At 66.7% G+C, this 15283-nt stretch carries 13 protein-coding genes; 3 read left to right on the top strand and 10 right to left on the bottom strand.

The window, feature by feature from the left end; genetic code table 11:
• Positions 1 to 8: 8 nt before the first annotated feature.
• The gene (smc, locus tag LL236_RS07580) at positions 9 to 3515 is read right to left on the bottom strand and encodes a chromosome segregation protein SMC (protein ID WP_228178133.1); all 3507 of its coding nucleotides are present in this window, start codon (positions 3513 to 3515) and stop codon (positions 9 to 11) included.
• A gap of 462 nt (positions 3516 to 3977) precedes the next feature.
• Between smc and LL236_RS07575 the strand changes: the two genes are divergently transcribed.
• Positions 3978 to 4220, top strand: a complete 243-nt coding sequence (locus LL236_RS07575; protein ID WP_228178132.1) for a hypothetical protein — start codon at positions 3978 to 3980, stop codon at positions 4218 to 4220.
• A gap of 14 nt (positions 4221 to 4234) precedes the next feature.
• The gene (locus tag LL236_RS07570) at positions 4235 to 5347 is read left to right on the top strand and encodes a GNAT family N-acetyltransferase (protein WP_228178131.1); all 1113 of its coding nucleotides are present in this window, start codon (positions 4235 to 4237) and stop codon (positions 5345 to 5347) included.
• Here LL236_RS07570 and LL236_RS07565 read toward each other — a convergent pair.
• Complete coding sequence (locus LL236_RS07565; protein WP_228178130.1) at positions 5337 to 5984, bottom strand: response regulator transcription factor; 648 nt, start codon at positions 5982 to 5984, stop codon at positions 5337 to 5339. The genes LL236_RS07570 and LL236_RS07565 overlap by 11 nt on opposite strands.
• The gene (locus tag LL236_RS07560; protein ID WP_228178129.1) at positions 5975 to 7705 is read right to left on the bottom strand and encodes a sensor histidine kinase; all 1731 of its coding nucleotides are present in this window, start codon (positions 7703 to 7705) and stop codon (positions 5975 to 5977) included. Before LL236_RS07560 ends, LL236_RS07565 begins: the two co-directional genes overlap by 10 nt.
• Positions 7706 to 7848: 143 nt before the next feature.
• Here LL236_RS07560 and LL236_RS07555 point away from each other — a divergent pair, with 143 nt between their 5' ends.
• Positions 7849 to 9474 (top strand): serine hydrolase, encoded by a 1626-nt coding sequence (locus tag LL236_RS07555; protein ID WP_228178128.1) that lies wholly within the window; start codon positions 7849 to 7851, stop codon positions 9472 to 9474.
• Here the strand turns inward: LL236_RS07555 and LL236_RS07550 are convergent.
• From LL236_RS07550 to LL236_RS07520, 7 genes are all read right to left on the bottom strand, one after another.
• Positions 9460 to 10020 (bottom strand): ATP-binding protein, encoded by a 561-nt coding sequence (locus LL236_RS07550; protein ID WP_228178127.1) that lies wholly within the window; start codon positions 10018 to 10020, stop codon positions 9460 to 9462. The genes LL236_RS07555 and LL236_RS07550 overlap by 15 nt on opposite strands.
• 10 nt (positions 10021 to 10030) lie before the next feature.
• Positions 10031 to 10975 (bottom strand): bifunctional DNA-formamidopyrimidine glycosylase/DNA-(apurinic or apyrimidinic site) lyase, encoded by a 945-nt coding sequence (gene mutM, locus LL236_RS07545; protein WP_228178126.1) that lies wholly within the window; start codon positions 10973 to 10975, stop codon positions 10031 to 10033.
• Positions 10976 to 10993: 18 nt separating this feature from the next.
• Positions 10994 to 11680, bottom strand: a complete 687-nt coding sequence (gene rnc, locus LL236_RS07540; protein WP_228178125.1) for a ribonuclease III — start codon at positions 11678 to 11680, stop codon at positions 10994 to 10996.
• Positions 11681 to 11693: 13 nt separating this feature from the next.
• On the bottom strand, positions 11694 to 11903 hold the full coding sequence (gene rpmF / locus LL236_RS07535) for a 50S ribosomal protein L32 (protein WP_195691641.1): 210 nt from the start codon (positions 11901 to 11903) through the stop codon (positions 11694 to 11696).
• Positions 11904 to 11936: 33 nt separating this feature from the next.
• On the bottom strand, positions 11937 to 12428 hold the full coding sequence (locus LL236_RS07530; RefSeq protein ID WP_228178234.1) for a YceD family protein: 492 nt from the start codon (positions 12426 to 12428) through the stop codon (positions 11937 to 11939).
• A gap of 112 nt (positions 12429 to 12540) precedes the next feature.
• On the bottom strand, positions 12541 to 13038 hold the full coding sequence (coaD, locus tag LL236_RS07525) for a pantetheine-phosphate adenylyltransferase (RefSeq protein ID WP_228178124.1): 498 nt from the start codon (positions 13036 to 13038) through the stop codon (positions 12541 to 12543).
• Positions 13039 to 13063: 25 nt separating this feature from the next.
• Positions 13064 to 15250: an ATP-dependent DNA helicase RecG gene (locus LL236_RS07520; RefSeq protein WP_228178123.1), complete on the bottom strand. Its 2187-nt coding sequence runs from the start codon at positions 15248 to 15250 to the stop codon at positions 13064 to 13066.
• Positions 15251 to 15283 lie beyond the last annotated feature (33 nt).

Here is a 15283-nt window from a genome sequence, read left to right as displayed (position 1 = left end):
GCCTACGGTCAGCTGGCCGCGCGATCGGCGATCCGCTGGCCAACGACAGCCGAGACGCCGTCCTGTCGCATCGAGACACCGTAGAGTGCGTCGGCGATCTCCATCGTCCGCTTCTGATGGGTGATCACGATGAGCTGACTACTGGCGCGCAGCTGCTCGAACACACCCAGGAGTCGCCCGAGGTTGGCGTCGTCGAGCGCCGCCTCCACCTCGTCGAGGATGTAGAACGGGCTCGGACGGGCCTTGAAAATCGCCGTCAGCAGCGCGACCGCCGCGAGGGATCTCTCGCCGCCAGACAGCAGCGAGAGCCGCTCGATCTTCTTTCCGACCGGCCGCACCGCAACTTCGATTCCGGTAGTCAGCGGGTTGTCCGGATCGGTCAGGCTCAGGCTCCCCGAGCCCCCGGGGAACAGGATCGGAAAGACCTCGTCGAACGCGGTCCGGGTGTCGTCGAACGCGGCGAGGAAGATCGTCTGCATCCGCTCATCGAGGTCCTCGATGATCGTGACGAGGTCCTTTCGCGTGCTGGTGAGGTCGGCGAGCTGCTCCGTGAGGAACGCGTGTCGCTGTTCGAGCGCGGCAAATTCCTCGAGCGCGAGCGGATTCACCCGACCGAGTTGCGCTAGCTTGCGTTCGGCATCCTGGAGCCGCTTCCGCTGACTCGCGCGGTCGAAAGCCACCGGCTCTTCGCCGTCGTCAGCAGGAATCGGCTGATCGGGCCCATATTCGGAAACGAGAATGTCTTCCTCAAGACTCAGTTCCGATCGCGCCCGGTCAAGGATGCTCGTCACGTGAAGTCGCTTCTCGTGCATCTGCAGCTCGAGCCCGTGAACGCTTTCGGTGAGTCCTGCCAGACGTTCCCGAACCGCGGCTTCGTCGGCCCGAACTGCCGACAGCTCTGACGTGACGGCGGAGCGGGCCGACTCGGCTTCAGCGAGCTCGAGACGCGCCGCCGAGACCGATCGGTCGACCGAATCCAGGACGGCCGGCAGGGTCGCTGCGACATCGGCGGCAACCTGACGTTGGCGTCGACGAATGACAGCGCGTCGCGCCGCTTCGGCGGCAGCCGCGGCCTCGCGCTCGCGCTGGCGTTCCAGCTGCTGCACACGCGCCTGTCCGGCGCGAACCCGCTCACGGAGCGTTTCGACCTCGAGCCGCGCCCGCATCTCGTGCTCCCGCGCACCCTCGAGTGCCTCGAGAAGCCCGTCGCGAGCCGATGCGTCAAGAATGGGACGCGGCGCCTCCAGGGCATGCTGCAATTGCGCCTGAGCCGACGCTGCGGCTGCCGCAGCATCATCCCGGGCAGCCTGCGCCTGCGCGAGTCCTGCCTCAAGCCGTTCACACTCCGCGCTGGCAGCCTCGACTTGCACGGTGGCGCGGTTGACCTGTTCCGCGTGCGCAGCCACCGCTGCGTCGTGCTCACGCAGCCGGGTCAGCGCCGCGCTCGTGTGGCGTTTGGCCTCCTCGGCCTCGGCGCGCGCATCGGCGAGCGCCTCCCGCAGGGAGTCGGCCACCACGACGAGTTCATCGCGACGGTCGGCGGCAGCGTCTCGTTCGGCCAGGAGCTCAAGTCGGGATCGAGAGGCTCCCGCGCCTGCTCGCAGCGACGAGCCTGTGAACACCTCACCCGCCCGGGTGACGACGGTGATCGTGCGCGGGTCGGCGACCACCTGCGGCGCGCTCTTCCGAACTGCGTCGAGGTCGTCCGCGATGACGACACGCGCCAGAAGCGCCCGCACACCGGCGGGACCGGTGACAACATCTGGGGCGGGCCGCAGCGAACCGAATCCAGAAAGATCCTCAACCGCTTCCGCGACCTCGCCGATGACAAAATCGACCACCCCGCGATCGGCGTCACGCACTCGCTCGGCCAGCGCAAAGCCATCCTCGAGGCTGTCCACCAGCACACCTTCGGCGCGGGGACCGAGCACGGCGGCGATCGCGGCCTCATACCCGGGCGTGATCTGAATGGCGTCACCGACCAGGCCCCGAACCCCGGGAGCTTCCTCAGCAATCAGGTCAGCTGAGGCGTTCTTGACGCCCAGCGCGCGCGTCAGCGCCGTGGTCTGGGCGGTGAGCGCTTCGATCTCGCGTTCGGTCTCGTGAAGGCGGTCCCGGAGCTCCGAGACGCGGGTCTCGGCATCCGTCGCCCGGCGGCCAGCCTCGTCGTACTCGGCTGCGTACTGCGCCGAGCTGCCCTCGGGAACGAGCTCGGGATCGACCCCGGCAAGCTCCGCCGCCGCCGACTCGCGACGAGCCGTCGCGGCATCCAATGCGCGTTGCTGCCGTGCCAGCGCATCGTCGATGGCCGCCAGCGCTGACGCTGCGGCGTCCGCCGACCCCCGCAGAGCGGTGAGCTTCATCTCATGCTGCGAAACCAGCGCGCTCTGCTCGGCGATGTCGACATCCAGGGCGTCGAGTTCGGCTCGAGCTCGCATGACGTCACGGGCAGCCTCGGATGCCGCATCCTCGGCATCCACGAGACCTGCAGAAACCTCGTCGATCTCAGCCCGCGCGTCATCGATCATTGCGCTCGTGACGGTTCGGACTGCCGCACCGTCGTCATCGGACGACTCCCCGAGAAGCGTCAACCGCTGGCCGGCGAGCGAGTACAGCCCGCGCAGGCGCTCCTGCACGCGTTCGAGCGAGAACAGCACCCGCCGCGCACCATCGACAGCCTCGGACCGCTGCTCAGCCTCGAGCTGCGCGATCCGTACCCGCAGCTGATCGGATCGATCCTGCAACACAAGCCGCTCGGCGTGGCGCTCATGCTCGGCCCGCATGTGATCTGCCAGCTCCGCACGCAAGCCGACGAGTTCGTCGGCTATCAAGCGAGCCTTCGCGTCGCGCACGACAGCGGCGATCGTGGCAGCTTCCCGGGCGATCTCGGCTTGGCGGCCCAGAGGCTTGAGCTGTCGGCGCAGCTCACCGGCCAGATCGCTCAGGCGCGTGAGGTTCGCTTCCATCGCCTCGAGCTTGCGAAGCGTCTTCTCTTTGCGGCGCCGGTGCTTGAGGATTCCCGCGGCTTCTTCGATGAACCCGCGTCGGTCTTCGGGAGAGGCCTGCAGCACTGTGTCGAGCCGACCCTGCCCGACGATGACGTGCATCTCGCGCCCGAGTCCCGAGTCGCTCAGGAGCTCCTGTACGTCAAGCAGACGGCATCCTTCGCCGTTGATCGCGTACTCGCTCGCTCCGTTGCGAAACAGCGTCCGGCTGATCGTGACCTCGGAGTACTCGATCGGCAGAGCTCCGTCGCTGTTGTCGATCGTGAGTTGCACTTCGGCGCGACCCAGCGGCCCGCGAGTCGAGGTACCGGCGAAAATGACGTCTTCCATCTTGCCGCCGCGCAGGGTCTTGGCGCCCTGCTCCCCCATGACCCAGGCCAGCGCATCGACGACGTTGGACTTGCCCGAGCCGTTGGGTCCGACGATCGCGGTCACCCCCGGTTCGAAGGCGAAGGTGGTCGGCTGGGCGAATGACTTGAACCCCTTGAGCGTGACGCTCTTCAGGTGCATGCGCGTTCCTTCCCGACGTGTGGCGTATCGACCCCCACCACCGACCGTCGACCTACGCTACCCTGCTAGGCCACTTCACCGAGGGAGCCAGGCCCAGGACTGGCGACACGCCCGGAGGTCCTCGAATTCTGGGAGCTTGCTTGACGAACGCTGCTTCGACCCGCTAACGTTCCAGATCGCGACACGTCACGAGAGGAGGACAGCCATGATGATTCGCAATGCAGTGTTCGGACACACCCCGCTGCGCGCTCCCATGGGACTGACCTTCCTGGGACTGCTCGCCGCTCCCACCGCCGCGTAACGCGCGCTGGTTGAGCCACCGGACCTCGTCGGTTCCGGCCCCACGGACTACCTGTCCGTTCACTTCTCCGCATCTGCACTGACCCGCTGGCCAGCGCACGGATGCCTCCCCGCTGCATGCCGGAAGAACACCGGCATTCGCAGCCGACCAAAAGGTCTCTCATGTACACCACGCTCGAGCCCGTCGAGGCTCTCACCACCCACCCCCACGTCCGTCGACATCTGACGCTCGCCGAGCGCGCAAGCCTTCGGGTAGCCGTCTGGGTACTCACGCAGCACCTCCGTCGTGCTGCTTCCCGGGAACAGCGCGAAGTCGCACGCCTCCGGTACGACCAGGAGCGTGCGCGCGAAGAGCGCGCAGCTCAGGCCGTCCGCCTGGCCGCCTGGCATCTGAACGCCCGCTGATCGAAGGATCCGACGTGACAACCGCAACACCCGACATCCGGCCCCTCACCATCCCGAGCAGTCTCCACGCCCCCGAGGCGGCAGACTTCCTCGAGATGGTGAGGGTCCGCAACATCGTCTATGACGAGATCAGCGGCAACCGAGACGAGGAACTCGATCCCGCCGTGCTTCTCCCCCACTATCGGCCATCTCCGTTCGCGCAGCGACTCATCTGGGGGGTGTGGTCCGGCGGTGAGTTCGTGGGACGCGCGGGGCTTGATCTCCCTCACGACGAGGACGCCACGGCTGCCTACGCGCAGATCGAACTTCGCCGCCACGCGTGGAGTCATGGCGTCGGAACGGCGGCACTCGGCATCCTCGAGGCGGCTGCCGCCGAGAACGAGCGTCGCGTCATCGAGTCATGGATCGAACACCCGACCGCAGACGGTGAGCAACTTGCTCCGCCGACCGGTTTCGGGCGGATTCCGCTCGATCACGCTGCGCGATTCGCACTTCGCCACGGCTACGCGCTGGAACAGGTCGAACGCAAGAGCATCCTCGACCTTTCGGCCACCAGTGTCGATCTGGTGAGCGAGCTCCATCAGCAGGCGTCCGTGGCGTCAGCCGGGTACGAGCTCGTCTCGTGGCGTCCGCCGACTCCCCCGGAGTTCGTGGCCGACTACGCCTGGATGAAGTCGCGAATGAGTGTGGACGCACCGAGCGCGGGCATGGAGATCGCCGAGGAAAGCTGGGATGCGGCCCGGATACTCGAACACGACACCCATTGGATCGAGGGCGGGCGCGACGTGCTCGTTGTCGCGGCGCGCGATCGCGCGTCGGGTCGACTGGTTGCCTTCACCGAGCTGGCGTCGAGCCCTGGGCACCCCGTGACGCACCAGGAGGACACACTGGTGCTTCGCGAGCACCGCGGTCACCGACTCGGGATGCTGATCAAGACCGCTGCGCTGCTTCGCTGGCGCGAACTGGCGCCACACACGCAGCGGATTCTCACCTACAACGCCGAGGAGAACCGGCCCATGCTGGCCGTGAATGAAGAGATCGGGTTCCGCCCGGTCGCCTACATCGGCGCGTGGAAGAAGACGCTCGCGCCCGCATCCGACGCCAGCACCGACGCCGTCAGCGGGTGAGATAGCGAAGCACGGCAAGCACGCGACGATGGTCGTCCGCATCGACCGCGAGACCGAGGGCGTCGTAGATCTTCGACGTGTGCTGGACGACAGCTTTCTCGGAGAACCCGATGGCGCCCGCAATCCAACTGTTGCTGCGCCCTTCGGCCATGTAGCCGAGCACCTCGCGTTGACGAGGCGTCAGTCGCTCGACACCACCGCCGAGCACCTGGGCACGTGAGAGGAGAATCTCGACCACGTCGGGGTCCAGCGCCGTCCCCCCGCGAACGACGCGTCGCAAGTCTTGCGTGAAGGTACGAACATCCGCGATGCGCTGCTTGAGCAGGTAGCCGACCTTGCCCTGACCCGTGCCGACGAGTTCGATCGCGTAGCGGCGCTGTACGTGCTGGGACAGAACGACGATTGCTACATCGGGCGACGATGCGCGAATGCGGTGCGCGGCCACGAGTCCCTCGTCCGTGAACGTCGGCGGCATCCGGATGTCTGTAATCACCAGTTGGGGCTGATGTTCACCAACGGCGTCCTCGAGCTCGGCGGCGGTTCCCACCGCGCTGACGACCTCGAACCCGTCCTGTTCGAGAACCAGGGCAAGTCCCTGCCGCAACAACGCTTCGTCTTCAGCGATCACTACCCGCACGGGATCTCCATCCTCAGATTCGTACCCGCCCCCACCACCGAGGTCACGGTCAGCGAGCCGCCGACAGCCTCAACGCGGTCGACGAGACCGCCCAGTCCTCGCCCCTCGACGTGCGCTCCACCGACACCGGTATCGGTCACCGACACGCGAAGCACGTCATCGACTCGGGCGACGGTCACCGTGACGCGGTCGGCGTGAGCATGCTTCACGGCATTGGTAAGCGCCTCGGCAACCACGAAGTATGCCGTGGTCGCCGCCGCCGTGGGAATCTCCTCAAGCGATGTCATCTCCAACGCCGTGGGAATCGGCATCCGGTCAACGAGATCCTCGATGGCGTTGCCGAGTCCGCGACCGACCAGGGGCAACGGCAGAACATCGTGCACGAGCCGGCGCAAGTCACTCGCGGCAGCATCGATGTTCACGCGGAGCACTCGCGAGCGGGCACTGGTCGCCTCGCCTTCCTCAGCAGCGTTCGCGATCTGCTGCGCTTCGAGCGCGAGGAGCACCAGCTGCATCTGCAGCCCATCGTGAAGGTCCTGGGCAATCCGCAGCCGCTCCCGGTCGGCGGCGTCGACCAACCTCGCCCGGGATGCCATCAGTTCGCGCCGGCTGCGCAGCAGTTCGACCGACAAGCGTGCGCGATCGATCGCGACGGCAATGACCTGACCGACTCGGCGGACGTAGTCCCCATCGACCGTGAGCCGCGGATCGTATTCGATCGATGCAACGGTGCGGCCCTCCACCATGACGGGGATGAGCGCGCGCTGACCGCCGACCGGCGGCGGATCGATGATCTGGCCGCGCTCGTCGATCCACGCACCGTCCTCGCCCGTGAACACGAGGCGCAAGGTCTCGTCTCCGAGCGTGCGAGCAAGCGCATCCCGCAGGGGCGTTTTGCCCTCCCTGACCACCGCGAGGGCCTCACTCAACTCTTCCCACCCGCCGCTGCGCGGAAAACCGCCACGCAGGATGACCGCGACAAAAGCGACGGGAACGCCCGCGAGGATGATGAGCTGTATCGTCGCGAGCGCCACAGAGCCCTGGGCGCCGAGGACGTCGAAGAGCGCCGCGCTTGCCGGCACAGCCAGCACCGCGAAAATGCCGTACCCGTACAGCGGCAGAAGGAGCCGCCGGAAGACGGCGTCGGCTGCCAGGACCGTACGCGCGAGAAGCCCAGCTGTCACCACCATGACGGCGAGCCCGCCCAGGCGCTGCGTCAGCACGAAGACGTCCTGAGCCTGCGGATCTCCCGGGGCGATGAGAGCACCGACTCCAGGGAGCACCGCAACCGCGTACGCAGCAGAAACCACCACGCGCGACACTGTGCCGCGCAGCCGTCCGGAGGGAAAAGCCAACAGCAGCTGCACGATCGCCGCGAACACGACAGTCGCGAAAACGTCACCGACCAGCGCGAGAACTACAACCGAAGCGTTGCCGAGGTTTCCGGCATACACCGCGAGACTGGCCGCAATCAGCAGAGGTCCCATTCCGTTGGACGGTCGCCGCATCCAGGCCAGAACTCCCGCCCCGATGTACACGACGAAGACAGCGGTGTACACGATGAGGACGGCTGTGACGGGCTGCTGCGATCCCGGCAGGATCACGGCAAGTTGCATTCCCGCGAGCAGGATGCCCAGGCTCGCGACGAGCGCCACCAGAAACGCACCCGGCGCATGGGACGGATTCGGCTGGGCACGGATGCCGGGCGGACTCGAGCTCATGAGCCTCGAGCCTGACACATCGACCACGCAGACAACTATCGCGCCCCAACCCGCGGGTTCCCATGGACCTACGTCTATGGAGGCGGCGCGGACAACACAAAAGACTTGATGAAGCCCCCGCGCACCCCGTCAAGGAGCACCCGATGTCCAGACTTTCGGCACGCTGCACCGTTCTCGCACTGTCAGCGAGCGTTCTCGTCGCCCTGACCGGCTGCACGGATACCTCGCCACCGGCGACGATCCCGGTGCAGACCCAACCCAACCCGGGAGAAGATGCCATCGCCCTCCCGGCTGAGTCGGTCTCAGCGGCGGTGACGAAGGCCGTTGATGCCTTGCCGGGCCTCATCGACGCAGCGCTTGAGCAAAGCGGGGTCCCGGGGCTCGCCGTTGCGGTGGTCCACGATGGCGAGATCGTCTACAGCGATGGTTTCGGCGTCAAGACGGCGGGCACCGATGACACGGTCGACGCGCAGACCGTGTTCCAAATCGCCTCGGTATCGAAGTCCCTGTCTGCGACCGCCGTCGCCAAGGCCATCACGGAGGGCGCCGTGACCTGGGACACTCCCGTGGTCGAGGAACTGCCAGGATTCGCGCTCTCTGATGCGTACGTGACCCGCAACGCCACAATCGGCGACTACTTCTCGCACCGGACGGGACTTGCCACCGGAGCCGGCGACGATCTCGAGGACCTCGGTTACGACCGCGACTACATCATGGAACATCTGTACCTGCAGCCGCTGTCAGCGTTCCGGTCGACCTACAACTACTCGAACTTCGGGATCACCGTCGGTGCCGAAGCGGCAGCCGCCGCTCTCGACAAGCCGTGGGAGGATGCCATCGACGAGCTGCTCTTCGAGCCGATAGGTATGACGTCCTCGAGCGCCCGGTACGCCGACTTTCTCGCGCAGTCGAACCGCGCAACGATCCACGTCCTCGTTGATGGCGAGTTCGTCCCGCTCTCCGAGCGAGATCCTGATCCCCAGTCCCCCGCGGGAGGGGTCTCGTCCACCGTGCTCGATCTCGCCGCCTGGATGAATGTCGTGCTTTCGGACGGGAAGATCGCCGGGGCCGAGTACATCGATCCGGCAGCGCTGACAGCTGCCACCACGGGCGAAATGATCAGCGGGCATCCGGTATCGAACACGGCGCGCACGAGCATGTACGGCTTCGGATTCAACACGGGCACGGAGCTGAGTGGCCGAACCTCGATCAGTCACTCGGGCGCCTTCATCCTGGGCGCGGCAACGAGCTATCGGCTGGTCCCGAGTCTTGATCTGGGCATCGTGACCCTGACCAACGGTGGACCCCAGGGCGTACCGGAGGCCATCAACGCGGAGTTCCTGGATCTGGTGCAATACGGCTATGTCACCCGGGACTGGGTGACAGACTTCAACGCGGCGATCGGGTCCTATTACGCCCCGACCGGTGACCTCGTCGAACAAACGCCACCTGCGGATGCGTCGCCTCCTGCACCGGCATCCGATTACGTCGGGACATACACGAACCCGTACTACGGCGAACTGGCGGTGAGCGAAGAAGCAGGCGAACTGCGCGCAGCTCTCGGGCCGGATGGCGCGTACGTCGTGACGCTTGATCCGTGGGATGCCGACACGTTTGCCTTCACTCCGACGGGCGAGAATGCGCCCCCGGGCTCGAGATCGTCCGCGACCTTTTCCCGCACAGGCGGCGCCGTGACGGCACTGACGATGGAGTTCTTCAACCGGCAGGGGTTGGGAACCTGGACGCTGGCTGGCTCAGGAAGCAACTGACGCGTCGCGGTGTTCTCGGACAGCTCGTTCGAGCAAGAGCAGCCGTCGATCACGATCACCCGCGATCTCCGTCACCGTTGCGTTCCCGATGAGATCCGAATCATCGGCGTACTCCAGCAGAGCGATATCCATCGCATCGCGAAGCTCGAGGTCTTCGCTCTCGCCGATGGATATCGCATCCCGTCGGTTCAGGGGCAGAATCACCAGAAGGTCCACCGAGTGCATCGCCGCCGCTGTCAGCTCATATCCGCGCTCGATCAGCTCGGAGTCAACGATCGCTCTGCCCAGGGACTGCATCGCCGAGAGGTAGGCAAGAAAGTCCAGGGGCCCCCGCTCGGCGAGCACCGGCCCTGGAGCCGGCTCGAGCAGTCGAGATGCCGCGATGCCGAGTTGATGCGCGAACAACAGTGCCCCGGGTTCGTCTGCTGCGGCATCGATGTCTTCGTAGGGGTCGGGCAGAACGTGCCACTCGGGGTGGGAAGCCACGAAGTCGCCGAGCAGCGTGCTCTTGCCACTGCCGTGGGTTCCCGAGATGACGACGCGCATGGAGGCTCCGTTAGGGAAGGCCCGCGGAAGCCGAGGCCTTCGTGCGGGGCGGACGTTGGCAGTGCGGACAGAAGTGGGAGGAGCGGTTCGTGAACGATACCTTCACGATGGGGGCACCACACCGTGCGCACGGCTGGCCGGTGCGTCCGTACGCATTCAGGGAGTGCGCGAAGTATCCGGCCTGCCCGTTCACGTTGACGTACTGGGCGTCAAAGCTCGTTCCGCCGTCGGCGAGAGCCTTCTCGAGCACGGCCTGCACCTCGGCGATGAGGCGATGGACGGCCCGCGTGGTCAGGTGCGAGGCTGAAGTATCGGGGTGGATCCGCGCCGCCCACAGCGACTCGTCGGCGTAGATGTTCCCGATGCCCGACACCACGGTTTGGTCCAGAAGCACGCGCTTGATGGCAGACGCCTTGTGCTCCAGAGTGCGGCGAAAGGCCCGAACGTCGAATCCTGGATCCAGGGGATCGCGCGCAATGTGCGCGACCTGAGCCGGGACGAGGGCGTCGTCAGTGCCGTATCCGCCAGCGAGTCCATCTCGCGTGCCCTGAAGTGGGTCGATCGCGAGCGAGCCGAACGTGCGCTGATCGGCGAAGACGACGGCAAGGTCGCCGTGATTCGGATGCCGAATGTCGAGCCGCACGCGCTCGTGCCGCTCCGGAGGCGCCCCGGAAGGGCGCAGCAGCATCTGTCCGCTCATACCGAGGTGAGCGACAAGGGCCTCCGTCGGCGGTGCGCCGGGATCACGGGGCGCCAGCGGAATCCACAGGAACTTCCCCCGTCTCGCCGGACCCTCCAGGGTGCGGCCGAGGAGACGTGTCTCGAAGTCTGACGCTCCCGGGGGATGCCGCGTCAGTGCGCGATCATCGGAGACGGTTGCCGCCTCGATCACGGCACCCGTGACAGCCGGCGCGAGACCAGCGCGGACAACCTCGACCTCGGGAAGCTCAGGCACCGTGCTCAGGCCCCGATGTCAGCTACGCGAGGTGAGGTCGCGCCAGGCCCGGAGGGCAGCGGCCATTTCGGCGTGCTTCTTGCTGGTGCCGACACCCTCGGCTCGGTGGTCGCCGACGACCACGACAGCGGTGAAGCGGCGGTCATGATCGGGCCCGGTCGATGAGACCTCGTACGCCGGCGGAGCGACGCTGCGACGGGCGGCAAGCTCTTGCAATGCGGTCTTCGGGTCGACTGCGGCGCCGTACCGGTCGGGGTCGGAAAGCAGTGGCTCAATGAGCCGTAGAACCAGGTCGGATGCCGCATCCGGCCCCGCCGACAGATAGGTGGCCCCGAACACTGCTTCCATGGTGTCGGCCAGGATCGAGTCCTTCTCCCGGCCTCCGGTCTGTTCCTCGCCGCGCCCGAGCTTGACATAGGCGCCGAGATCGATGCCCCGGGCAACCTCTGCCAGCGCGACGGTCGACACGACGGCAGCGCGGCGCTTGGCAAGCGCACCCTCGTCGAGCTCGGGATGCGCGCGGAACAGCCGCACCGTAACTGCCTGGCCGAGTACTGAGTCACCGAGGAACTCAAGTCGCTCGTTGTGAGGAACTCCGCCGTTCTCGTACGCCCAGGACCTGTGGGTCAGTGCCAGCGCGAGAAGCTCGGGGTCAATGTCGACCCCGAGCTTCTGCGCGAGTTCAGCGGACTCGCGAGTCGTCACGTCGCTACGACGCTCAGACGTCGGCGACCTTGCGGCCCTTGTACTCCAGGAACAGCTCGGTGCCCTGCGAGTCGGTGACGACCTTCGCCTGGTGCGGGCGGCTGTAGACGGTCTTACCGTTCTCAACGGTCTTGACGAGGGTGGGCGCGTCGGCCTTCCACTGCGCACGGCGCGAGCGGGTGTTCGAACGCGAGACCTTGCGCTTCGGGGGGTTACCAGCCATTGTTCAGCTCATCTCTTTCTTCTCGGCAGCCACTCACGCGCGTGCGTCGTGGTCGCCGTGGTCTGTGGTGTCGTCCTGGGTGCTGTAGCCCTGGAGCGCCGCCCACCGGGGATCGATGGGTTCGCTCGCGGGCGAACCGGTGCTCTCGGTCAGTCGCTCACCCGTGACCGGATCAAGGCCGGGGCAATCCGGCTGACACACCGGCTGAAATGGAAGCGACAGGACTACCGCATCCCTGACCAGAGTTTCAAGATCCACGTGGTCGTCTTGAACCTCGAAGTCAGTTTCTTCCTGCCCAGGATACGCGAAAAGCTCCTGGAACGCGACGCGGACGCTCTCGGCGACCTCCCCCAGACACCGTCCACACACCCCGGTGTACTCGGTGTCGACCTCGCCGGTGGCGAGAATCCCCTCGTGGACGCTCTCCACACGCACGTCCAGAACGAGCGGCTCGCCCTCCGCGACGGAGACCAACCCTTCGCCCCACTTCTGCGGGGCCGGTATCTCCAGAGAGAACTCCCGCATTTCGCCGGGACGGTGCGTGATGTCGCGGACGGGGACGACGAACGGTCCGGAGTGCTGCCTACTCACGGGGGTCCATGCTACCCGCGTGGGAGAGAGCAGTCTCGGTGCCGGGTCAGAGGTCGTGGCCGCCGGTGTGCAGGAATCGAGCTACCGCGGGCGGGACATAGGCCGATACGTCGCCGCCGAGGGCTGCCACCTGCCGCACCAGTGAGCTCGACACCATCGCGTGCGAGGGATCGGGCAGCAAGAAGACGGTCTCCACGTCCGCGAGGTCACGGTTGACGACCGCCATGGGTACTTCGTAGACGACATCCGCCTGCGAACGGATGCCCTTGACGAGCACGCCGGCGTTGACATCGCGCGCGTAGTCGACGAGCAGGCCGACGCTCCAGGAGGCAACGACAACGCTGCCCTCGATGTCTGCCTCAGCGATGGACTGCTCCAGCAGAGACAGCCGCTGCGCAATCGGAAGCATCGCTTCTTTGCCGGGGTTGTGTACGACGACCACGTGCAACTGGTCGTACAGTCTCGCCGCGCGACGGATGACGTCGAGGTGACCCCGCGTCGGCGGATCGAAGGAACCCGGAACCACGGCGATCCGACTGTTCATGCCTTCAGCCTATCGGGGGTCAGCATCAGTTCTTGGCGAGAGCCGCCCGCTCCTGTTGGCCGACCCGCCGCTCGATCTCATCCGAGAGCGGTCGGTGAGACAGCAGCGCCGGATCGCTGGCCAGGATGTCTTCAGCTGCTGACCGAGCGCGGGCGATGAGATCGGCATCCGTCACGACGCGCAGCAGGCGCAGCGACGATCTGGCGCCGGACTGCGCTGCACCCAGCACGTCACCCTCGCCGCGCAGTTCGAGATCGACTTCGGCGAGGGCGAATCCATCGAGGGTCGCCGCCACGGCCTCCACGCGCTCACGCCCCGACGTGCCTACCTCGCTCTCGGTCACGAGCAGACACAGCCCCGGCACGGAACCGCGGCCGACGCGGCCACGCAGCTGATGCAGCTGAGACACGCCGAATCGGTCGGCCTCGAGAATCACCATCGTCGAGGCGTTCGGAACGTCCACGCCCACCTCGACGACAGTTGTTGCCACGAGCACATCGATACTCCCCGCCGCGAAGGCCTGCATGACGGCATCCTTCTGCTCTGCGGGCATCTTGCCGTGGAGGATCTCAACCGAGAGCTTGTCGAATGCCGGATGCCGCGACAGCAGTTCGGCGACCTGCACCACGCCCCAGCGCGTCTTACGCGAGGACTCCTCTGCCGCGGCTGTGGCAGACTCGGCTGCCGGAACCTCGGCTACCTCGTCTGCTGCCGGCTTGCCGGATGCGGCGGCATCGATCGACGGGCACACGACGAAGGCCTGGCGCCCCTGGGCCACCTCCTCGGCCACGCGCTCCCACACGCGCGCGAACCACGCGGGGCGGTCGGCGACCGGCGCAACGAACGATTCGATACCGGCTCGTCCCGCGGGCATCGACCGAATCGTGGAGACGTCGAGGTCACCGAAGACGGTCATCGCAACCGTTCGAGGAATCGGCGTGGCGGTGAGCACGAGAGCGTGCGGGGTGGTCCCCTTTGCCCGCAACGCCTCACGCTGGTCCACACCGAACCGGTGCTGCTCGTCAACGACGACCAGCCCGAGGTCGGCAAAGGTCGTCGCGTCGCTCAGGAGCGCGTGCGTGCCCACGACGATGCGCGACTGCCCGGATGCCACGCGCAGCGCCGCACGACGCCGCTCGGCCGCCGTCAACTGACCGGTCAGCAGTGTCGGCATGAGCTCGACCGCCAGGTCGGGGCCGAGCATCCGAGCGATCGAGCGCAGATGCTGAGAAGCGAGCACCTCGGTCGGAGCGATGAGCGCGGACTGGCCGCCGCTCTGGGCCACCTGCAGCATCGCGCGCAGCGCCACGAGCGTCTTGCCCGACCCGACCTCACCCTGAACGAGCCGATTCATCGGCCACTCGCCGACCAGATCCCGGGCGATCTGGTCACCGACAGTGATCTGATCCGGAGTTCGATTGAAGGGCAACGAGGCGTCGAACCGATCGAGGAGTGCGCCGGGCTCACGCGGGGTCGCCGACATCGCGCGCACGAACTGTCGCTGCTGCAGCAGGGCCGTCTGCAGCACCAGCGCCTCATGCCAGCGCAAGGTCTGCCGCGCGGGCTCAACCTGGTCGGGAAAGTCCGGGCGATGGATGCGCTCGAACGCCATGCGATACGACAGCAGACCATGCGCCCGCCGCAGATCCTCGGGCAGCGGCTCCGGCAGATCGTCGAGGCCGTCGAGGACCATCCCGACGAACTTCGCGATCTGCCAGCTGGCCAGCGACGCGGTGGCCGGGTAGATCGGCACGGGAAGGTTAGCGGTGGCTTCTGCCGTCGCCCTCGCTCGGTCTTCGTCGTCGAACAGCTCATAGTCCGGGTGCGCGAGCTGCAACGAACGGCGGTACTCGCCCACCTTGCCGGCGAACACCCCGCGCCTGCCGGGGACCAGCTCTCTCATCCGCCACGCCTGGTTGAAGAACGTCAGGGTGAGTTCCCCGTTGCCGTCGCTGATCACCACCTCGAGCAGAGAACCCCGGCGATTCTGCATCCGTCGCTCGGACGCCCTGCGGACTTCGGCGACGATCGCGACCGGTTCGCCGATCGGCAGAGACGCGATGGGTGTGAGCTCTCCGCGGCGCGCGTAACGGCGTGGGTAGTGCTCGAGCAGGTCACCCACCGTGCGCATCGCAAACGCACGCTCGAGTGCCTTGGCCGTTTTGCCGCCGAGCGCGCCGTCCAGTCGCGACGACAGCGTGAGAGCGACCATGCACCTGAGTTTAGGCAGAGCCTCCGACGCGCG

Origin of the sequence: Microbacterium schleiferi, assembly GCF_020781975.1 — a bacterium.
Lineage (GTDB): Bacteria > Actinomycetota > Actinomycetes > Actinomycetales > Microbacteriaceae > Microbacterium.
The sequence above is the reverse complement of the archived record's forward strand: the minus strand, read 5'-3'. Positions and strand labels throughout refer to the sequence as shown.

What these genes read in the sequence shown, in the direction of transcription:
- smc (WP_228178133.1), bottom strand. Translation starts at nt 3,515, where the DNA reads ATGCACCTGAAGAGCGTCACGCTCAAGGGGTTCAAGTCATTCGCCCAG.
- LL236_RS07575 (WP_228178132.1), top strand. Translation starts at nt 3,978, where the DNA reads ATGTACACCACGCTCGAGCCCGTCGAGGCTCTCACCACCCACCCCCAC.
- LL236_RS07560 (WP_228178129.1), bottom strand. Translation starts at nt 7,705, where the DNA reads ATGAGCTCGAGTCCGCCCGGCATCCGTGCCCAGCCGAATCCGTCCCAT.
- LL236_RS07555 (WP_228178128.1), top strand. Translation starts at nt 7,849, where the DNA reads ATGTCCAGACTTTCGGCACGCTGCACCGTTCTCGCACTGTCAGCGAGC.
- LL236_RS07550 (WP_228178127.1), bottom strand. Translation starts at nt 10,020, where the DNA reads ATGCGCGTCGTCATCTCGGGAACCCACGGCAGTGGCAAGAGCACGCTG.
- rpmF (WP_195691641.1), bottom strand. Translation starts at nt 11,903, where the DNA reads ATGGCTGGTAACCCCCCGAAGCGCAAGGTCTCGCGTTCGAACACCCGC.
- LL236_RS07530 (WP_228178234.1), bottom strand. Translation starts at nt 12,428, where the DNA reads ATGCGGGAGTTCTCTCTGGAGATACCGGCCCCGCAGAAGTGGGGCGAA.
- coaD (WP_228178124.1), bottom strand. Translation starts at nt 13,038, where the DNA reads ATGAACAGTCGGATCGCCGTGGTTCCGGGTTCCTTCGATCCGCCGACG.
- LL236_RS07520 (WP_228178123.1), bottom strand. Translation starts at nt 15,250, where the DNA reads ATGGTCGCTCTCACGCTGTCGTCGCGACTGGACGGCGCGCTCGGCGGC.